11 protein-coding genes are annotated in these 21449 nt (G+C 58.0%); 4 read left to right on the top strand and 7 right to left on the bottom strand.

What is annotated here, in order from left to right; translation table 11 throughout:
• Positions 1-86 precede the first annotated feature (86 nt).
• Both PLU72_07900 and PLU72_07895 read left to right on the top strand, forming a co-directional pair.
• Complete coding sequence (locus tag PLU72_07900) at positions 87-719, top strand: hypothetical protein (protein HOT28099.1); 633 nt, start codon at positions 87-89, stop codon at positions 717-719.
• A 228-nt stretch (positions 720-947) separates the two neighbouring features.
• On the top strand, positions 948-3371 hold the full coding sequence (locus tag PLU72_07895) for a PP2C family protein-serine/threonine phosphatase (GenBank protein ID HOT28098.1): 2424 nt from the start codon (positions 948-950) through the stop codon (positions 3369-3371).
• 205 nt (positions 3372-3576) lie between these two features.
• Here the strand turns inward: PLU72_07895 and PLU72_07890 are convergent, their stop codons facing one another.
• The 7 genes from PLU72_07890 to efp all read right to left on the bottom strand — a co-directional run bounded on the left by PLU72_07890 (position 3577) and on the right by efp (position 13450).
• Positions 3577-5562: an alpha-1,4-glucan--maltose-1-phosphate maltosyltransferase gene (locus tag PLU72_07890; protein ID HOT28097.1), complete on the bottom strand. Its 1986-nt coding sequence runs from the start codon at positions 5560-5562 to the stop codon at positions 3577-3579.
• A 2-nt stretch (positions 5563-5564) separates the two neighbouring features.
• The gene (glgA, locus tag PLU72_07885) at positions 5565-6770 is read right to left on the bottom strand and encodes a glycogen synthase (GenBank protein HOT28096.1); all 1206 of its coding nucleotides are present in this window, start codon (positions 6768-6770) and stop codon (positions 5565-5567) included.
• A 148-nt stretch (positions 6771-6918) separates the two neighbouring features.
• Positions 6919-8955 carry a hypothetical protein gene (locus tag PLU72_07880; protein ID HOT28095.1) on the bottom strand — a complete coding sequence of 679 codons (2037 nt, stop codon included), beginning with the start codon at positions 8953-8955 and terminating at the stop codon, positions 6919-6921.
• A 371-nt stretch (positions 8956-9326) separates the two neighbouring features.
• Positions 9327-10292, bottom strand: a complete 966-nt coding sequence (locus tag PLU72_07875; GenBank protein HOT28094.1) for a pseudouridine-5'-phosphate glycosidase — start codon at positions 10290-10292, stop codon at positions 9327-9329.
• 14 nt (positions 10293-10306) lie between these two features.
• Complete coding sequence (locus PLU72_07870; GenBank protein HOT28093.1) at positions 10307-10819, bottom strand: hypothetical protein; 513 nt, start codon at positions 10817-10819, stop codon at positions 10307-10309.
• 856 nt (positions 10820-11675) lie between these two features.
• The gene (locus PLU72_07865) at positions 11676-12752 is read right to left on the bottom strand and encodes a hypothetical protein (GenBank protein ID HOT28092.1); all 1077 of its coding nucleotides are present in this window, start codon (positions 12750-12752) and stop codon (positions 11676-11678) included.
• A 131-nt stretch (positions 12753-12883) separates the two neighbouring features.
• Positions 12884-13450 carry an elongation factor P gene (gene efp, locus PLU72_07860; protein HOT28091.1) on the bottom strand — a complete coding sequence of 189 codons (567 nt, stop codon included), beginning with the start codon at positions 13448-13450 and terminating at the stop codon, positions 12884-12886.
• A gap of 421 nt (positions 13451-13871) precedes the next feature.
• On the opposite strand from efp, the gene PLU72_07855 reads away from it, so the two are divergent.
• On the top strand, positions 13872-16589 hold the full coding sequence (locus PLU72_07855) for a DNA translocase FtsK (protein ID HOT28090.1): 2718 nt from the start codon (positions 13872-13874) through the stop codon (positions 16587-16589).
• A gap of 9 nt (positions 16590-16598) precedes the next feature.
• Positions 16599-21440, top strand: coding sequence for a tetratricopeptide repeat protein (locus PLU72_07850; protein ID HOT28089.1), 4842 nt, complete (start codon positions 16599-16601; stop codon positions 21438-21440).
• Positions 21441-21449 lie beyond the last annotated feature (9 nt).

Raw genomic sequence — 21449 nt, 5'->3', positions numbered from 1 at the left:
ATCGATCCGGTGTCAAGCGCAAACTCGCTCTAGAACGCATAGTGAGAATTGCTGCCGTCGGATATCCCCACTCCGGAGGCTTCACGATGAAAACCCGTTCCGCCCTCTTCGGCCTGATTTTCGGCGCATCAGTCGCCCTCCTTTCGGCCGCTCCGGCTTCGGCCCAGATCGAGGTTCCGGTCAGTTACGAACTGGCCAGCGGAGCTCCGCGCATCGACGGATTTCTGACGGGCGGTTCCTGGTGCGAGCCCGAAGGGCTGAGCGTGACCCGCAAAGACGCCTCCGCTCCCGCCCTCGTCAGATACGAGGATATCGACCAACTCGAGGCGCTCCGCCTGGCCGGCTCCAATACCCTCGCGATGAGAATCCGCCTGAAGGACGACGGCGAGTTCGACGCGACGGCCGCCGTGCCTCCGGGAATACCGTTGTTGATCCTGCGCGACGAAGCGGCACCGGGAACGGCCTCCGACTCGGGAAAGATCCGCACCTTCACGCCGGAGAATTTCCGCGGACTGACGACGATCGAGTTTGAAGCCGCCGTCGAGGAGGAAGCCGATCCGCAGGCGGTGAAGGAACTCGCGGAACGCCTTGGAAAAGCCGTCGAATCGGGAAACCTTCAGGAAGCCGTCGACCTGCACGCGCAGATCGGAGAAATGCTCGACGCCCTGGTCGCCCCCCCCGCACCGCAGAACGCCCCGAATACATCTCCCAATCCGTAATTCAACGGGATCAGCCCTCTCTTCGCCCGCGTGGCTTCGCCGGTGTACCAGGCGGTTCGGCTCTGCCCGTTCTTTGCGGCAATGTATTTCGTTGTCGGACGGTTTTGCTGTTTTCCAGGGAATATGCTAATTTAGAAGTAGAGAGAATCATCGGAAGATAAGAGAAAACATCTTCCGCCCGTGAGAAGGATCGCCATGCCGCCACACGCGAAAAGGTCGTGGATATCCATGAAAACCCTGCTGGCAGCAATAAGCCTTGCTGCCGTAGCGCTGTTTCTCGTATTATTCATGGCCCAGGCTCAGTGGCTGTCACAGGGGGCGGCCTTTCTGCGGAAAGACCTGCACGGCGCCCAACGGGTCATCAGATATTATGAGCGCCTCCTCCTCGAGCACCACGATTTGAGGCTCAAGCGGATCGCCCTCGAAGGAAGACTCGATCATGAGTATCGTCAGCCGCTGGACCTCTCTCTCCAGGTCATTTCCGACGTCGCGACAGAAATCGACCAACTGCTCGTCAACCATCCGAGACGGTACCGCTGGATTCAGATATCCGGCATTGTTTCCGCCCATCAGGGAGCCATTCGCACGTATATCCGCCTGGCTCAGCAGCTCGAACTCGCGACATGGAAAGCGGGCAGCGCCGGAGCTTCCGCCACCGTCACGGCCGACATCCACGTCGCTCATTTCCTCGAGCTGGTGCGGCATCTGAGCGAGTCCGCCACCGGCATGAGCTGGCTGCATCCCTATGCATGGGCCGGCCTCGCCGGACATGCACGCGCGCTCTTGATGAGCCTCTCGAGCCTGGCGAACCTCCTTCCGCCCCCCTCCTTCGACGAGCAATCCATCAGGCTCTCTCTCGCGCGCATCCGCCAGGAGGCCGCGGGATACGAAGCCACGATCGCGACGATGGTCCGGAGAGAAATCGATCAGTTCTGGCGCGACCTCTCGTCGACCTCCGAACTCTTCGTTTCCCAGGGCGAGGCCTATTTTTCTTCACGCCTTCCGGCCTGGGGCTTTTTCCTGTTCATCTGCGGCTGCTCGCTTTTCTACTTCCATTACCGCATCGCCCTGCACCTGCGCCAGATGAGCAGGAGGTTTTCCGACTCCTCGCTCCCTACGAAAATCCCTCCGCTCCCGCCCTCCGGCATTCGCGAAATAGACGAATTCGAGCGCTGCCTCGTCCAGATCGCGGATAATTTTCACCGGGAACTGCAGATGAATTCACGTCACATCAAGGCGATCACCACCATCTGGAACGTCCTTGGCGATCTCGGCCGGGAACGGGCCGATCTGCGAGAGAAACCGTCCGACGCACTCTCGGGAAGCCTCGAGCGTCTTCTCACCCTCCTCGGGAACCAGGTTCCATCGATCTCTCTCGCCCGCATCCTGGAATCGACCAATGACGGTCTGTTCCCCATGACGCAGGATTACGTGTCCCCCGCGTTCCGGTCGTCGGAAAAGTTCGCCGCATACACGCGCTCAACGGGCGCCCGGCAACGCCTTGGCTGGACGAACAGCCTGAGCGGCTGGATCGCCCGGCATGCGGCGATCGACCCCTGGACGCCAGACTCCGGCGGCGATGTCTACCGCATTTCGGCTCCACTCCGCCAGATCAGGGAGTTCGGCCTCACTCCCACGCACGAGCAGGGGCTCGACGGAGCCGTCATCGGCATCCGGCTCCTTTCGCAGAAAGGCGAGACTCCTTCGGACAACAGGTCCGGTCTCCTCGTTCTGTATTTCGACGACCCGGAAAATGTCCCGGGCGAATCCGACTGGATGTTCATGACCATCATGGCGCACCAGATCGTGTCGGTCATCGAGACGGCCGAACTCCTCGACATCTCGAACAGGCAACGCCATCTCACGAGCCAACTGGGCATCGCCCGCGAGATCCAGGCGAGCACGAGACCGCCGAAACCGCCCGTCGTCAACGGCCTCGAGATTGATGCGGTCATCTCGATGGCCTCCCAGGTCGGCGGCGACTACTACGATTTCATCCCCTTCCGCGACGGGCGCATCGGCATCGTGGTCGCCGACGTCAGCGGCAAAGGCGTCCCCGCTGCGCTCCTGACGATGGTTCTGAAAACCACCTTCAAGGCACTCCGCGTCGAAACCCTGTCCCCTGCCCAGGTTCTTCGCGAAGTCAACCGGATCCTGATCGGGATCATCGCCGAAAGTTACTTCATCACCATGACATACGGCATCATTGATCCGTCAACCCGCAGCATGAATCTCGCCAATGCCGGACACACCCCGGTGCTGCATCGCACGAAGAATGGCGGCAGCGACATCGTGATTCCCGTCGAAATCCCGGGGTATCCGCTCGGCGTCATCGAGACCTCCTTCAAGGAACGGAAAGTCACGCTCGAAGCGGGAGACACCCTTCTGTTTTTCACCGACGGCGTCCTCGACTGCTGCAACAAAGCCGGGGAACGATTCGGCATGACGGGACTCGAGACCTTCCTCAAGGAAACGAGCTCCGTCAACCTGCCGGCGCGCCGCCTTCTCGCCAGGCTCGATTCGTTCCGCGAAGGGCTCGACGCTCCCGACGACATCACCGCCGTTTCCGTGACGTTCCAAAACGGCGACGCCGGAACGGCGCAACCGGAATCGAACCCCGACCATGGAGTCCTGCAGACCCGTTCGCCCTGAACGTGTCGAAGAGGGCGAACCTCGTGCGCCTCGCCAGGCTCGGCGCGCGCGGGCACGCGAAACGTCCCGCGCGCAGCATCGAATTACTATATCATATATTATATTTTATCTACGTTCTATATTCCGCCGTTCCGTTCATTTCATCGCCGGAAAACGAGCCGGGGCATCGGAATTCGATCCCGACGCCCCGGCGGCCTCGCAACGATCACTTGTAATAATCGAAGTCCTGTTCCTTCGCCGTCCATTTGCGGAGCACAAACACGTTCGCCGGTTCGGCCGCCGGGTCGAGATCGACATAGTTGCGCTCGCCCTTCCAGAGATACCGTTTGTCGGTCAGGACGTCATGCACCTGGTAGGTCTCATCCGGCTTGATGCCGTAATCGGCGATGGGAACGTAGACGAACGAGTTGTGCCGCTGGAACGGATCGAGATTAACCGCGATCAGCACGTGGTTCTCGCCCAGGCTCTTTCCATAGAAGAGAATATGTTCATTCTCGGCCTTGTAGAACTTCAGGTTGTCGTATTCCTGCATGGCGGGATTCTCATGCCGGATGCGATTCAGCCGGGTGATGAGCTCCTTTATGTTGCCGGGTTTGTTCCAGTCGCGGAACCGGATCTCGTATTTGTCCGAATGCAAGTATTCCTCTTTGCCCGGAATCGCCTCCCCTTCGCACAGCTCGAAGCCCTGGAAAATGCCGTATACCGAGGAGAGGGTCGCCGCCAGCACCGCCCTGATCTTGTATGCCGCCCGTCCGCCCTTCTGGAGGAACGTCGGAAAGATGTCCGGGGTGTTGACGAACAGGTTCACGCGCATATACTCGGCGACGGGGTACGTCGTCAGTTCGGTAAAATACTCGATGATTTCCTGTTTGAAGTTGCGCCAGGTGAAATACGAATACGACTGCGAGAACCCGAGCTTCGCGAGAGCCTTCATCACTTTCGGTCGGGTGAACGCCTCGGACAGGAACAGCACGTCAGGATACTCCGCCTGCACGCCCGAGATCACCCACTGCCAGAAGTTGAACGGTTTCGTATGCGGGTTGTCGACCCGGAAGATGCGGACGCCCTTCTTCGCCCAGAACAGGAAGATCCGCTTCAACTCTTCCCACAACCCTTCCCGGTCCTTCGTCTCGAAATTGATCGGGTAGATGTCCTCGTATTTCTTCGGCGGGTTCTCCGCGAACTTGATCGTGCCGTCGGGCCTGATGTTGAACCAATCCTTGTGATGCTTGAGATACGGATGATCGGGTGAGCAATTCACCGCGAAGTCCAGCGCGATCTCGAGACCGTGCTGGTGCGCGGCTTTGACGAGATGCTCGAAATCCTTCATCGTTCCGAGACTCGGCTCGACCGCATCGTGCCCCCCCTCGGCGCTACCGATCGAATACGGACAGCCGGGATCGCCGGGCGCGCATTTCAGGCTGTTGTTCCGCCCTTTCCGGTTGGTGACCCCGATCGGATGGATGGGCGGGAAATAGAGCACGTCGAATCCCATGGCTCGGATCTCCGGCAGCCTGGCCTCGACGTCCTTGAACGTGCCGCTCTTCCCGGCCTTGAAGGAGCAGGAGCGCGGAAAGCACTCGTACCAGGACGCGAACCTCGCCGCGACGCGGTCGACCCACAGGGGATACAGGCGATCCGTCACGACGCGGGTCGCGGGATCCGGACACTTCGACAGCAGCTCCACGAGGCCTGGCGCGAGCAAAATCGCCGCGCGGGCCTCATCACTCTTCGCCGACTCGGCCGCCTTGAGCGCCTCGCGCACCATCGGCTGTTCCATCTTCGGCAGCCACTTCAGGAACCGCTTCGCCAGCTCGATTCCCTCGAGCAGATCGCTCGAATGATCGACCTTCGCGTCGACCTTCTTCCGCGTATCCGCCGCCCACGACCCGTACAGGTCGCAGAAGGCCTCGATCGCATACTCGTGGGCGCCGATCTCAGTGACGGTGAACCGGCCCTGCCAGATGTCGAGGCCCTGGTTGACGCACCGCATCGGGCTTCGGTGCCATTCCTTCGCGCCTTGCTTCCTGTCGAGGAGCCAGACGACGATCTGATCGTGGCCGTCCCGGAACACGTCGGCGGTCACTTCGACGGAATCGCCGATTTCGCGCTTGATCGGGTACCGACCGTCGTCGACCGCCGGCCGGATGTTTTCGATGAGAATCCGCACGGGCTCGGGAATCCTAACCATCCTCACTTCTCCTTGTATAGCGAACGATACATATCTAGCGTCTGGCGGGCGATGCTCGTCCAGCTGAAGACATCCTCCACCCGCTTCCGGCCCTTCAGGCCCATGGCGACGCGTTTCTTCTCGTCGGCCATCAATTCGCTCAGCCTGGCGGCCAGGTCCCGGGAAAACGCCGGGGGATCGAGGGGTTCGAACGGGCTCCGATCCATCTGGCGGAGGGGAACGAGATATCCCGTGTCCCCGTCGACGACCACCTCGGGAATCCCCCCCACGGCGCTCGCCACGACCGGCACCTCGCAGGCCATCGCCTCGAGATTGATGATACCGAACGGCTCGTAGATCGAGGGACAGCAGAACACCGCGGCATTCGAATACAGTTCGATCAGCGTAGGCCGGTCGACCATCTCGCGCACCCAGAACACGTTGCCGCGAGTCGCGGCGACCCGATCGACGCCCTGCTTCATTTCCTCGCCGATCTCGGGTGTGTCCGGGGCCCCCGCGCACAGCACGACCGGAATCTTCGGATCGATGTAGGGAAGGGCATTGACGAGATGGATGATGCCCTTCTGCCGCGTGATGCGGCCGACGAAGAGAATGTACGGCTGGTTCGGCACGCCGAGGCGGTCGAGCAGGGAGCGAGACGACTTTTTCCGGAACTCGTCGATGTCGATTCCGTTGTGGATGATATGGATCCGGTTCGGATCGACAGAAAAATACTTCAGAATATCGTCCTTCGTCCCCTGACTGACGGCGATGAGGGCGTCGGCCATCTCGATGGCCGTCTTCTCGACCCAGCAGGAGAAATCATACCCGTTGCCGAGCTGCTCGCGTTTCCAAGGCCGGAGCGGCTCGAGCGAATGGGTCGTGAGAACGAGCGGAATGCCGTAATTGAGCTTGGCCCAGATTCCCGCCATGTGCGTGTACCAGGTGTGGCAATGAACCAGATTCGCGTCGATCGCCGAACCGACGAAGCCGAGGTCCCGGTCCAGGGTCGTCATCACGCCCCGCAGTTCTTTCGGAACGCTCCCGTATGAATCGCGCGGCTGGTATCCTCGAACCTTCAGCCGCTCGCACTCGGAGTTCTGGTCCCCGTAACATCGCACATCGACATCGATCATCCGGGCGAGCTCACGCGTCAGATACTCGACATGCACGCCGGCGCCGCCATACACGTAGGGCGGATACTCGTTCGTCAGAAACAATGCCTTCACTCATTCCCTCCTGGGCACGCGTTTTGTATTCTCTGAAAGAACATTTTCACTCTGCCGGCGCGCCTTGTCAACCGGAGAACGACATACAAAAAACCCCGGAAGCCATCTTCCGGGGTTTTTTGTATGGACGGATCTTACTTGACGGATCTTACTTGCTGCCCTTGGCCTTCAGGGTATCGAACTGGGCCTTCGCGGCGTTCATTTCGACGATGATCTTCTTCGCGTCATCCTGACGCCCCTGCTTCGTGAGCTCGCAGTAGAGGTTATAGAGCTCCTGATAGCGGGCATAGGCAAGCTGGACTTCGGATTCGTAGGTGCCGATCGAGCCGGTGGTGCTTTCCCCCGGAATCGTCAGGACATCCGAGTTGCCGGCAACGCTCCCGGATGTGGTGCCGGAAGTCTCACCAATCGTCACGCTCCCGTTCAGGCTCGTGTCACCGCCCAGAGGATTGCCGCCGGTGGGCATCGCGACGACACCGTTGTTCTGATTGTCCTTGCCGAAGATGCCGGCGATCTTGTGGGCCGCCCAGTTTCCGACATATCCGCCGACCATGCCGCCGATAATCGTGCCGAACGGGGGGAAGATCGCCGAACCGAGCATTGCGCCGACCGTGGAACCGACCGTCTGACCGGCGACGCCGATCCAGTCGATCTGTTTGAAAGCCTGCTTCAGGGAGAATTTGCCGTTCTTCAGGTCGCCGGCGAGATAGGAACCCACAGACCCGCCGACGATGGAGCCGAAGGTCGGGGCCAGGGCGCCGAGGAAGCCGCCCACGACCGGAACTGCCGAGAGGAACGGAACGAAGAAGGAACCGGCCGCCGCACCCGTCACGGAACCGACCACGCCGCCGGCGAATTCGGCCGAGCAGACCGTCTTGAGAGCCTTCTTCGCGCTGGGCTTCTCACCGCGCATGATCTGCGTCGCAAGATCGACGCCCACGGTGATACCGGCGGTCACGAGAATGTTCTTGGCGCTGAAGCCGGACTTGAGGCTGTCCTTCACGTTCTGGAAGCCCTGGTTCGTCAGGGTCTTGCCCGTTTCGTACCCGGCTCGGAACTTACCGCTGATCTTGTCCTTGAAGCTCAGCTTGCCGTCGCCGGCCTGACCGGCCTGAGTACCGTCGCCAGCCTGCCCATACTGACCGGACTGGGTGCTGTCTCCAACCTGACCGGCCTGCGTGCCATCACCAGCCTGCCCGGTCTGCCCGGTCTGCCCGGTCTGCCCAGTCTGCCCGGTCTGCCCGGTCTGCCCGGTCTGCCCCGTGGCATCGCTGCCAGGAAGACCGAGGCCGTCGGAATCGGACGGAAGAACCGGGTCAGAACCCGACTGCTGACTGCTCTGAGCTGAGCCGGTGGTGGCGGATTCGCGCTTGATGAACCGACCGGTCTCGGGATCGCGGGGATGCGCGGCGGGATCCCAGTTGCGATTGCTCGAACCGCTCGTCTGAATGCCAGCGTCGCCCGTCACAGCCGCGCCGCCGTTGTCGGCAACGATCGAACCGGAATTGCCGGTGGTGGCGGCATTACTGGTTGTAGTATTATTCGTAGTGGTATTATTCGTAGTGGTATTATTCGTAGTTGTGTTGCTGGTAGTGTTGCTGGTGGTGGTGTTGCTGACGCTCGTGTTCGTGGTGGCATTCGCCGAACCATCACTCTTCACAAACCGGCCGGTCACCGGATCACGCTGGGGAAGCCTGCGAATGTTGTTGGCCGCCGATTGGTCGCCGCCGGAATTTGAAACACTGCTTCCGCTCGAGGAACCGGAACCGCCGTTCGAAACGGAGCCACTGTTCGAAACAGAACTGCCGCTCGAGGTCTTCGAACCGCTGCCAGCCGCAGAACCGCCGCCGGAGCTGCCGCTCGAAGAACCCACCGTCCCGGTGTTCGCGGAACTGCCGGCCGTTCCTGCAGTCGCTGCGGCCGTCGAAGCATCACCGAAGATCAGCTTCACATACTGGCTCATTTCGAGAGCCACCGGTCGGCCATTCACATACCGAACGTTGTAGTGAACGATCTGAGTGCCCTGCCGGACGGAAACCCACTGACCGGGGGAGACCTGGAACTGCTGACCGCCGACGTTGACCGGAATGGTCTCGATGGCCATCAACGGAGCTTCCAGCACGAAGCTCGCAACCAGGACAAGACACAGAACCTTGCACATGAACTTGAGCGTCTTGTTCTTCATATTGTTACTCCTTTGAAGAGTTTCTTCCACTCTCGAAAAACCGACAGACCCATTGTACCGCAGAACATTTCCCTCAATTATAAGAAGGTTTGAAAAAACCGCAAGAATTAGGAACGATTTATTTTCATCTTCAGGGCAACCGCCCCATTCTGCGAACGACACAAAAAATCAAAAACCCCGCGGTCTCAGCGGGGTTTTTACAGCCGTTATTGAGTCCTGCATATCAAAAACCAGCTTCGTGTCTCCATTCGTGCAGAGCTTGTCGAAGCACGAACAGCCACTTGCCGATGGTCCCTCATTTCGCCCTTCGACAAGCTCAGGGCGAATGGTTGGTTTTCATTCTGCAGGACTCAATAACATTCTCTTATCCCTCATTCAGAGGAGCTTTTCTGGCTTTTCATTGAAAAACCAATAGAGCCCCCGCTGCCCTCACGTCGGCAAAATTCACCGGCAATTCTTGCGGCAAGCCGGGCATTGTTTTTCACAAGCGCGATATTCGCCTCGAGACTTTTCCCGTGCGTGGCTTTGTAAACCCTGTCGAGAAGGAACGGCGTAACGGCGGCACCTTTCACTCCTGCTGCGTCAGCCTCGGCAAGCGCGGTTTCGATCGCCTTCCCGACAGATCTTCCTGCGAATTCGTCTTCTGCCGGGATCGGATTTGCAATCAACACCCCCGAGTTCAGTCCGAGTCCCCAGTGCGTGACGAGCATCTTCGCCAGCAACCCCTCTTCATCGAATCGCAAGGGCGTTTTCAACCCCGACTCACGCGAATAAAATGCCGGGAATTCGTCCGTTCCGAAACCGATGACGGGAACGCCGGCCGTCTCCAGATACTCGAGGGTCTTGGGGAGATCGAGAATGGCTTTAGCTCCAGCGGAAATGACGGCAACAGGGGTACGGGACAATTCCTCGAGATCCGCCGAAATGTCGAATGTCTCTTCACCTCCCCTGTGCACTCCACCGATCCCCCCCGTGGCAAAAAATCGTATGCCGGCCTTTGCCGCACATATCATTGTACCTGCCACGGTTGTTCCACCGCATTTCTTCTGAACGATCGCCGCTGCAATGTCACGTCTGCTGATTTTGACGCATCTTTTTTCCTGGCCCAGGCGTTCGAGTTCGCCAGCCGTCAACCCAACACGAATGACTCCATCCAGAAGAGCAATCGTCGCAGGAACTCCCCCTTCATCTCGAACGACCTGTTCAACTTCCCGGGCTGTCTGAACATTCTCCGGGTAAGGCATTCCATGAGTGATAATAGTCGACTCCAATGCAACGACCGGTTTGCCTCTCTCAATAGCCCGCTTCACATCATTGCTAATTTTCAGATAATTCATGCTATTCCCTGATATTATTTTCTTTTTTTTGAATTTATTGAAATAATGTTTGTTTTGCCACCCTTAACGCTTCGCGGTCCAATTTTATAGGGACAATTCTTTGAAGCACACACAAGTGTTTTTTCGCACACTCCTCCGACAACGACGACGGCGAGGTACGGAGGCGGCATTTTTTCAGCCCCGGAATCAGAAATGATTTTTTCGATTTCCGATACGACAGCCTTAGGCAAGGAAACGAGATCGCTTTTGAAAATCGGACTCCTGCACCAGAACACATACGAAAGATTTTGCCAGGTAGCAAGGGAGAGGCCGATCCCCTCCTCCGTGTTGCATTTCGTACAGCGAAGACGAACTTCAAACGGCGCCTGCTCAATCCATCTCGCCGGTGACGTACAACGAGGGCACGGAGCCGCATATACCCAGTATTTCGTCTTCTTTTCAATGTGAGGGAGAGGGTCGTTTGCATCGCCGATGCCGACAAAAACCGTCTCCGACGCATTCATTCCGAAGGGCTGGCGGTCTTCCATGTTATTTTCCGTTCTCCTGGCTCAGCGCGAATTATTCACCTTACCATAAACTCCGCGGTCTTTTCAAATCCCATTCCGGATTGGAAAAACCCTTTTCTCATATCCCTGGCAAACTAACCTCGGTACCCTTCTCCCCAAGGGAAGAACCATTTCACCCATGAACCACATCAAAACCTCTCACCCATTCACGCAAAGTTGAGCGAGTATTTTCATCGAGCAGCCCCCTCTTTTTTTCAAACTCCTTTGGTTCCCCTCACGAGACATCCGTCGCCTGGGAAAATTCAGACAGCCCCTTTGCACACACGCGTCTCTGTCCTGCCAAGCGTCCCGCACTTTCAATTTTCGCCTCGGATGACAAACATCCAACTCCCTAAAAACATCGAAACGGGAGAATTTACATTATTATTTAATTATTTTCACAATAACCCCGAAAACCAGCAGAAAACAGCGGTGGAATCAAAATAAATTATTCTTTACAACAGAAATGCAAGGAACACGCTCATCTAGAAAGCCTTTTATTCACGATTAATAGAGATTTATTTTATGCCTTTTCCGTCTTCTTCTTGAATCCAACTCTTGGCCTTTGCCATTTTCGGGCTTGTCTTTAATACTTTGTGATTTTTAATCGCCGTCTTCCGCGCCAGTGAAGCCAGCTCAGGAAACATAAAACTTCGCAGCTTCGGAAGAAACTGCGAAGTTTCGTGCAAACAAGGGGCCCCAGGGAAAGAACAAAACCGACCTAAGCCGGTCTTTTGTTCAATTCCTTGCGTGCTGTGATTTTCGGCCAACCGCAGTCAGGGAGGGAGACAACAAAGCGGGGAAAGTGACCGCAGAAAGGCGACCAGAGCGCGAAGCTCTACTTCTCCGCTTCTCCGGATGGCGACTCCGCATTGAGCGGCGGAAGCCCCTCTTCCATTTCTCTCGGAATAGACGTTCCATCCTTAGTGGTTGCAACCGCAGTTTCCGAGGCATCCAGCCTTTCAGCGACATCATTTCCAATCGTTTCGCCCGTCTTCACATTGCATCTGGCGCTCGGAAGAATCAGCGCGCGCGCGCGCGCTTCAGCAAGACGCTTTTCGCGGCGCTCTTGGAGACGGACGAGGATATTGTTCAACCGCTTAGCAAAGGCTTCATGTTCGTCGGCAGAGACGACCGGAACGGCCGTAGGTGAGCTCTCGAGATCTTTCGCAGATTCGATTTCCGGTCCTGGCTCTTGCCTGGCCTCCTGTTTTGCCGGAGGAACTTCAGATTCGTCCGTCCTCGCCTCAGATACCGACTTCTGGAGAATTGCGTTCTTGGACGAAACCTGCCCGACATCGGCGACGATTGTGACTCGATGATCCGTCATGGAAAGTCTGAGAGGAGTGGCAAACCAATCCCATTCAGGGGGGACTTTCGTCTCATCCACGACAACGGGAGGAATTCGGACAGGCTTCCGGCTCTTTTTCCTGGGCTTGTCCGCAGATGGCTTCGTATCTTTCGCAGCTTCTACCGTTTTCAAGCTCTGCACGCCGTGCCCCGTAGGCGATGCGATTTTTTCCGCCTTGCCTTGTGAATCGGCCTTCGCTGTTCTTTCCTTTTTCCCCCCAAGGCTATTGCCTTTGGGAGAAGCCTCTTGCGGATTCGTTGGCGGCAACGGCTCAGTGAGAGATGCCGGCTGACTGGCAGGCCCGGAAACCAATTCAGTCATTGGCTGGCTCTCGGGAGACTCCAAGGTTGCCGCAGGTTTTCCAACGGCATGCACCTTCGGGTCATTTTTCTTACCAGGTACTGAATCGAGAGAAGGAGGAAGGACTGGTTGCTCGAGTGCGGCTACCGATCCTTGATATCCTGGACCTTCCCAGGCAAGAAAGGCAAAAAAACCGCTCGAAAACACCAGGAGAAAACCCAGAGTGAAGAGAAAATACCGTCCCTTCCCTCGTTGATATTTCACTAGATTTCCTCTCCCGCGAAAGAAAAATACCTAAGATATGAGTGTATTTGAAAATGAATGAAAGTCAAGCACCAGGAGGCGCGCAGAGCAACTGTCGCCTCCTGGTGTTATCACTTGATCGTCAATATCACTCATTTGGTAACGCGTTCGAGATATTCCCCTGTCCGTGTATCCACGCGAACGACATCGCCGGATTCAACAAAAAACGGCACATTCACGACGAGACCACCCTCGAGAGTTGCTGGCTTTCCACCGCCGCTCGCCGTATTGCCGCGAACATTCGGAGCAGCCTCAACGACCTTCAGCTCAACAGAAGAAGGGAGTTCGAGGCCAATCGGGCGACCTTCATACAACTTCACAACGACTTCCATCTGCTCCTTGAGGAAACGCCTGGCATCCCCGACAAAGTCATCGTTCATTTCAACCTGCTCGTAATTCTGGATATCCATGAAGGTATGAAGGTGCTCTGTCGAATAGAGATACTGCATTGTTCGAGTGTCGACCTGCGCATCGTCGATCTTTTCGGTCGTACTGAATCGCTGCTGGAAAATCGCGCCAGTTTTGATGCTCCGCAACTTGGTCTGAGCCATGGCCCGCCAGTTTCCCGGCCGCACAAACTCGACTTCGACGACCTGGCAAAGCTCGTTATTGAAATGAATGATCATTCCCCTGCGGAGATCATTGGCGATGATAGGCATACGAGAGATTAACTCCTTGAAAAAGATAAGGGATGAATGCGCTATTGTAACACACCCCCGCGGCAAGGTCAAAAAATATCAACCGCACCCATGCAATATTGATAATTTATATCGCGATAATATCACACTCATTATTGCAACATCATCACAAAACACAGTAACAGTTCTTTCTATTTTTCTCTCCGTTCCAGGGGAATCTGCCGATAGACATACGAGAAAGATATCAGGTCCGCATTTCGGAGGCAATCATGGTCGAGAGTACTGAATCGCATACCCTTGTTTTGTTTAAGACCTCTCTCAGGGGATTGTTTTTGCTTTCTTCGGGGGGTTCCAGTGTCGGAACCCTTCGTCTTCCCCCGAACGCTCTCGCAACCATCCACCCGACTGCCAAACCCCACGTTCGCTTTTCCGGAGCAGTTCTATGAAAGCCAAGAGAATCCTCATTCCCGATGGTCGGCCACCCAGGAAACCGGGCGGCCAGCGAAAACAACATCTCCCGTCAGGCAAGAACCAGATCATCGTTACCTCACGCCAGCGCAATGAAGCGATCGGGCTCGTGCTGATCGGAACAAGCGCATTCTCACTCTCCCTGCTTCACTATCTGAACACCTCAAAGGCCTTGCCTGCAGTGACGACGCTCTCCGTTTACCTGGGGATGGGCGTGTTCATTGTTCCGACGTTCGTTGGAGTCTGGGGAATACAGCGTTTTCTCGACCGATCATTCGACAATCTGAACACCCGGATAGCAGGCTGCAGCTCTGCCCTTGTTTTCGGCCTTGGCCTTCTCGGCCTGGAAGGCGGGAAAATCGGAACACTGGCTTTCGGAAGCGTTGCAAAGCATTTCGGAAATGCCCCCACGACGGTGCTGTTCGCCTTCTTCTTCATGGCATCCGTCATTTTTGCCCTCGATATTGTCTACAAAGATCTTCTCATGGCAGGGATCGTGGTCGGCCGCATCATCCTGAGGGTTCTCTCCGCTGCCTGGGAAGCCACGCTCACACTTCTCGGCATGGGGATAGACGCATTCAGAAGCACCGTCACCGTCCTCACCCTCGCCGGACGGTCGCTGATAGCCATGCTCAGGCCCCCGCCCCTCGATGAGGCGCGTGAAGCCATCGGCAAGTTGCTCACCTTTGAATCAGGGATGATCCCCGCAACGAGCGCCGGCAATACGACTCCTCTCGATATCGAGCTCGACGGCGCCCCGACGTCCGACGCGGAGATTTCAAGCCGGTCGACGCTTTCCCCTGCGACTCCTTCGCGTGACATCGTCACCCCGGATGCTTCCGCGCCCTCCCCGGCCCCCTCCCCCACCCCGGCTTCAATTTCCAGCGATGAGGGCGAGGCCGCGCGTTCGGTTCCTGCAACCTGCATGTTCCAGATCCACGTCCAGGACCTCTCAACCGGTCTCTGTATGCCCACTCCCCGGGCACTTCCGATTCCGACCGATCCGCAGGAGATCATCTCCGACCCCTTGTCGTATGCGCGCGAATCCGCCGTTCCGGAAGATTCTCAGATATCCGTTCAGGAAGAAGGAAAATCCCAAGATCCCATGGATTTTTCGACGGAGTCCGATGTACGAGAAGAACTCATCGTCGATATCGAACTGGAAGACGCCGAGGCGAACGCTCCTGTCTCCCTCGATACCCACCCCATCGATCGCGATCTCAAGAATCTCAATGAAATCGCCGCACCGGCATCGGAAATTCTTCATGAAGCCGAACTTCCGCCCCTCGACCTGCTCACCGTCCCGCCGGAGCGAACTCCCGAACCGCCGGCGGATCTTGTCCAGCGGTCCGAGAACCTCCTCAAAAAGCTCGAGGAGTTCAACATCAAGGCGGAGATCATCGCCGTCGTCGAAGGACCGGCCGTCTCCCGATTCGAACTGAAACCCGGCCCCGGCGTCAAATCGGCCAAGATCCTTGGCGTGGCGAACGACATCGCCATGTCGCTTGCGGCAAGCATCCGCATCGAAGCCCCCATTCCTGGCAAGAGCGCGATCGGCATCGAGATTCCGAACGCGAAACCGACCCCCGTGTTTTTCTATGACCTGGTGAAGAACGAGAATTTCCGCGCGAAACACACGATTCTCAATCTCGCTCTCGGCAAGACCATCAGCAACCAGCCGGTGTTCGCCAACCTGGCCGATATGCCGCACCTGCTGATCGCGGGCCAGACCGGCGCCGGCAAGTCCGTCTGCATCAACACGATCATCGCGAGCATCCTGTTCCAGGCCCGCCCCGACCAGGTCAAGATGGTCATGATCGACCCGAAGCGGGTCGAACTGTCGTCCTACAACGGCATCCCCCACCTGATGGCCCCCGTCGTCACCGACCCGAAGAAGGCGTCGGCGGCGCTGCTCTGGGCGATCGAGGAGATGATGCGCCGGTATGAGCTGATGGAAACCTGCGGCGTCAGAAATATCGCAAGCTATAACGAAGATCTTCCGAGGCTCCGCGACTCGATCAACCCGGATCTCGAACCCCTGCCGTATCTGGTTCTGATCGTTGACGAACTCGCCGACCTGATGATGACGGCTTCGGCCGAGGTCGAAGGCTCGATCTGCCGGCTGGCCCAGATGGCCCGCGCCGTCGGCATTCACCTCGTGATTGCGACGCAGAGGCCGTCCGTTGACGTTCTGACCGGCATCATCAAGGCGAACCTGCCGACCCGCATCGCCTTCGCCGTCGCCTCCCAGGTCGATTCGCGCACCATCCTCGACGGCAAGGGCGCCGAATCCCTGCTCGGAAAGGGCGACATGCTGTTCGCGTTCAAGGGGCAGAAGCCCCTCCGCATCCAGGGTGCCTACATTTCCGACCGCGAACTTCAGGCCCTGACGGATTTCGTCCGGAGCCAGGGCACGCCTGAATACATCGACATCACCCCGACGAAAACCGACGACGAGGATGACGAGGACGAACCGCAGGAAGAAGACGCCGGAGCCGACGGCGACAGCGGCCTGATGGCGCAGATCAGGACCTATCTGGCGACGCAGGATAAAACCTCGACAAGCATGCTTCAACGCAAATTCAAGATCGGATATAATAGGGCCGCGCGCATCATGGATCTTCTCGAAGAGAAGGGGATGGTGAGCCCCCTGGATGGCTCGAACAAACGCCGGGTGTTACGGAAGGAGTAGTTCTCGATCATGAGCAAGATCGTCTGCCCATTTCTCGGATTCACAACCGAAGCCGACCGAACTGAAAAACCCTGCCTGCTCGAGAAGTGCACGTTCTACAACACTTCCGAAGCCTGCTGCACGTTTCACGAGATCGGCAAGGCGTCCCGCGAGTATCTCGTTTCGCTCAAGAAACTCGCGGAACAGAACGAACTGATCCTCCTCCGCGACCGGTGCGAAAGCTTCACGCCCGACGAGAAGACCGAGCGCATGGAATTGTACATGTCGCAGGGGCAGCTTTCGAAGGCCAAGGGCGATCTCGAGCGCGCGACGCTCGATTTCAAGAAGGCCCTCATCCTCGATCCGGCCAACCCGAGAGCCCACCAGACCCTCGGAGACATATACTCCGTGCAGGGCATCTTCGACGAGGCCATCTCGGCCTACAAGAACGTGCTCCGGTGCGATCCCGACAGCGGAGAGACCTGGATCAAGCTCATTCTCCAGTATCGCGCGATGTATTCCCATCTTCCGCATCGCGAGGCGCTGTATGCCGAAGTCACCCAGAAGCTTCGCGACGAGTTGCGCGCCCTCGAGAGTCAGTCGATGGCGAACTGCATCACGGGCTTCATCATGCTTATCCTTCACTCGATGGATCCCGACACGTTCAAGACGCAGCGCGATGAAGCGCGCCTCCTGATGGAGCGTGCCCTGGAAATCAACCAGGCCAACATGTGGGCCCACCTGGGCATGAAGGACATCCTCTTTTACGAACAGGCCTACGATGCAGCGATCGAGCAACTGACCCAGGCGATCCAGGTCGTCCCGGAAAATCCCCGCCTGTATTTCGAGCTCGGCGAGTGCCACCTGCTCGCCCAGGTCGAGAGACCGATGATCCAACAGACGGCCCTTCAGAACGCCTACGACGCCTACAAGCAGGCGATGCGCCTCGACCCGACATACGCGCCGGCCTACTTCCGCGTCGCCTTCGTGAGCGAGCAGCGCGCGGCCTACGACCAGGCGATCGAGTTCTACCAGCAGGGGCTGACCCTCAACCCCACGAACATCTTCGCCCATTTCCGCCTCGGCCGCATCTACGCCCTGAACGGCATGCTGGACCTCGCCTCGTCGCGATTCCGCGAGGTGATCTCCCTTTCCTCGCGACTCCGCATCGAGAATTATCAGGAAGGCTATATTTTCAACAAGCTCCGATTCTTCAAGGAAGCGAACGCGCTCGGCGCCTGGATTGAGCTCGGCAACATCCTCACCAAGCGACGCCAGTATTCCGAAGCCCTCGAGGCCTACCAGAAGGCCCTCTCGATCGACCGCAACAGCACGCTCGCGGTCGTGAACCAGATCAATCTGTACAAGCTCCAGAGCCAGGATGCGAAGGATGTCGAAACGACCTACGACCGCTACATCGACCAGTACAAGAACGCGGCGATGGTCGATCCGCAAAGCCCGATCGTCCACTTCGCCCACGCCTACGCCTGCCAGGTGTTCCCCTCGAAGATGCCTGAAAAGCAGGAGGAGCGCCTCGAACAGTCGCTGAACGGCTACCAGCTGGCGATCAACCTCGACCCGAACTTCAAATGGGCCTACTGGGGTCTCAAAGACGCGTATCTGACCCCGATTGCCGGCGGTTCGCCCCTGTATGACGAAGCCGTCGAGGCCTGCCGCCAGGTCGTCGCGCTGGATCCCGAAGATCCCCGCGGGTATTACGAACTCGGCACCGTCTACTGCCGCATGGGACAAATCGAGCTCGCGCAGGAGAATTTCAACCTCGCGATTCAACACGATATGATGTATATCCCAGCATATTTCAGCATGGCCGAAATCCGGCGGAGAGCCGGCACGTTCGACGATGCGATCAAGCTGTATCAGCGCGTCATCCGCATCAATCCGAATTATGCCCGGGGCTATTTCGAACTCGGCGATGTCTATAAGGAAACGGGTCAGAACGAAAAAGCCCTCAGCAACCTCCGGAAGGCGGTCGAACTCGATCTCGACTACCTCGACGCCCATTTCGCGATCGGTGAGATTTCCTTTGCGGAAGGGAACGACGAGAACGCCCTGATGCGTTTCCGCCGCGTCCTCGAACTCGATCCCCACCACGCGATCGCCCACAACCGCCTCGCGCAGATCCAGCACCGCCGCGGCCAGCGCGAAGACGCGATATCGTCGTACAAAGCCGCCATCGAACTCGCGGCCGATCCCACCGGGCCGCAGTTCGACCTGGCCAGACTATACGGCGAGATGGGCAACTGGGCCGAGGCGCGTGCCATTCTCGAAACCGTTCTCAAGGCCAATCCGAAGCATGTCGAGGCGACGATCGCGCACGCCGAAGCCCTCGAACGGCTCGGTAACAACGATCAGGCCGAACGCCAGTATCTCAAGGCCATCGAGATTTCGCCCGACAGCCTGCTCGCCCACGAACGGCTCGCCCTGCTGTACGAGCGCACAGCCCAGATCTACAAGGCCGAAGACGAGTTCACCAAGGTCGTCCGGATCGACCCGCACCACATCAGCGCCCAGATGTCGCTCGCGCAGATCTTCATCACCCGCGACCTGCTCGACAAGGCTCTTGACGCCCTTCACTGCGTCGTCGACATCGAGCCCAAGCATCTCCAGGCGCACCTCGAACTCGCCCGCATCTACGCGCTCAAGAGTGTTCCCGACAAGGCGGTCGCCGAGTACCGGTCGGCCCTCGAGATCGATCCGAAGCGCATTTCCGCCCATCTGAAACTCGCCGAGGTCTATCTCGCCGAGGAGAAAAACGTCGAGGCGATGGGCCAGTTCAAAGCGGCCCTCGATCTCGACCCCAACATTCCCGACGCCCTCTCGGCCTTGGGCGATCTGTATTACAACGGTGAAACCTACGACCACGCCGGATCGTGCTACCGACGCCTCGTCGAACTCGATCCGCAGAACCACACCGCCCGCTTCCGGCTCGCGGAGAGTTATTACCACCTTGGAGATCTCGAAAAGGCGCTCGACGAGTATCTCAAAGTCGCCGAGATCAACGAGGAACGCGTCGATGCGCTTATCCGACTCGGCAAGATCTACACTTCGCTGGAGAAATGGCAGGAAGCCGCCAAGTATTTCAAGAAGGTCTTCAACACCGACCCGCAGAACGCCGCGATCCACTTCGAGCTCGGCAAAGTGTACGACCACCTGAATATGCTCTCGGACGCCCTCACCGAGTTCGACACGGCCCTCAGCTCCGACCAGAACAACGCCGAGATCGTGACCCGGATGGGCCTCATCCATCGCAAGCAGGGCAATCTCGACATGGCGATCGAGCGGTTCCTCGCTTCCATCGACCTCGACCCGAAGAACCCGGTCCCGCACCAGGAACTGGGCAAGGCGTACATCAACAAGGGGCGCGTGGACAAGGCCATCGCGGAGTTCAAGGAAGCCGTACGGCTCGCCCCAGACGACCTGAACGTCAACATCGAGCTGGCCAAGGCCTACGCGAGCCAGGGCATCCTCGACGAGGCAATCGAGTGTTACCGCAAGGTGATCAGGATCGAGCCGAACAACGCCATGGCCCACTTCGAGCTCGGGAGCCTCTACTCAAATCAGGGGAATATCGATGAATCCATCGCCGAATACCGCTCGACGATCGCCCTCGCGCCGTCGAACGCCCGCGCGCACCTCGAACTCGGCCGCCATCTGCGTGACAAGGGCTCTTCCGCCGAGGCGGTCGCGGAGTTTCTGAGGGCCATCGAGCTCGATCGGAACAACCCGGTCATCCACTACGAGCTCGGCGACGTGTACTACCGCGAAGGCGAGTTCACCTCGGCTCTCGAGATGTTCAACAAGACGCTGCAGCTCCAGAGCGATTACGTCGACGCTTACCAGAAACTGGGAACGATCAACGCCCACCTGGAAGACTGGGCGAAAGCGCGCGAGTTCTTCAAAAAGGCGATCGACCTCGAGGCCGACAACTACTCGGTGTACAGCGAACTGGGCGAGGCGTGCGACAAGCTCGAGGACACTGACGGCGCCATTGAGGCGTTCGAAAAAGCTCTCCAGTTCAAACCCGGCAACGTGAACATCATCTATCGTCTCGGAGCCAAATACAAGGTGAAGGGCGATTTCCAGAAGATGCAGGATCTGTACGGCAAGGCCGTCGAGATGACGCCGCGCAACGCCCTGTTCCACTTCGAACTCGGAGAGGCCCTGCGCAATCTCGGCCAACTCAACGAGGCGATGGAACGCTACGAGGAGGCGCTCACGCTCAACGCCGACCTGATCGAGTGCATTTACGCGCTCGGCGGCATTTACTGGGAGAAGCAGTATTACGACAAGATGGTGACGCTGTACAAGAAAGCCATCGGACTGTATCCGACCAACAGCCGGGCGCACTTCGAACTCGGCAAAGCGTATCGCCGGAAGTTCAAGGTCGCCGAGGCGATCGACGAGTTCAAGAAAGTCATCAATCTCGATTCGAACCAGCCGGAAGTGCATTTCGAGCTCGGCAGCCTGTATCAGGAAAACGGCATGACGCGCGAAGCCATCGAGTGTCTCAGAAAAGCGACGCAGCTCGATCCGAAGAACGGCGAGGCCTTCTTCCTGCTCGGTAAGTGCTACGAGGAAACGGGCGACCGGGAAAAAGCCACGGCGTCCTTCGAAAAAGCGAAGGTCATGATGACGGGCAACCTCGAGATCCTCGTGAAGCTCGGTTCCGAGTATCTCGAGAAGGGGAAGTGCGAAGAAGCGCTGGTCGAGTTGAAGAAGGCGGCAGCCATGGAAAAACCCACCAGCGAGGTGTATTATCTCATGGGCAAGGCCTACCGGAAGCTCGGCAACAGCGAAGAAGCGATCAGGGCCTTCGAAAAAGCCGACGAACTGCAGTCGGCCGCTTCCTGACCACAACGG

This window comes from Candidatus Ozemobacteraceae bacterium (assembly GCA_035373905.1).
Lineage (GTDB): Bacteria > Muiribacteriota > Ozemobacteria > Ozemobacterales > Ozemobacteraceae > MWAR01.
This window is presented reverse-complemented; position numbering and strand designations above follow the sequence as displayed.

Bases quoted from the DNA above. Each gene is read 5' to 3' on its own strand.
- PLU72_07855 (HOT28090.1), top strand. From the start codon at position 13,872: ATGAAAGCCAAGAGAATCCTCATTCCCGATGGTCGGCCACCCAGGAAA.
- efp (HOT28091.1), bottom strand. From the start codon at position 13,450: ATGCCTATCATCGCCAATGATCTCCGCAGGGGAATGATCATTCATTTC.
- PLU72_07895 (HOT28098.1), top strand. From the start codon at position 948: ATGAAAACCCTGCTGGCAGCAATAAGCCTTGCTGCCGTAGCGCTGTTT.
- PLU72_07850 (HOT28089.1), top strand. From the start codon at position 16,599: ATGAGCAAGATCGTCTGCCCATTTCTCGGATTCACAACCGAAGCCGAC.
- PLU72_07900 (HOT28099.1), top strand. From the start codon at position 87: ATGAAAACCCGTTCCGCCCTCTTCGGCCTGATTTTCGGCGCATCAGTC.
- PLU72_07880 (HOT28095.1), bottom strand. From the start codon at position 8,955: ATGAAGAACAAGACGCTCAAGTTCATGTGCAAGGTTCTGTGTCTTGTC.
- PLU72_07875 (HOT28094.1), bottom strand. From the start codon at position 10,292: ATGAATTATCTGAAAATTAGCAATGATGTGAAGCGGGCTATTGAGAGA.
- PLU72_07870 (HOT28093.1), bottom strand. From the start codon at position 10,819: ATGGAAGACCGCCAGCCCTTCGGAATGAATGCGTCGGAGACGGTTTTT.
- PLU72_07890 (HOT28097.1), bottom strand. From the start codon at position 5,562: ATGGTTAGGATTCCCGAGCCCGTGCGGATTCTCATCGAAAACATCCGG.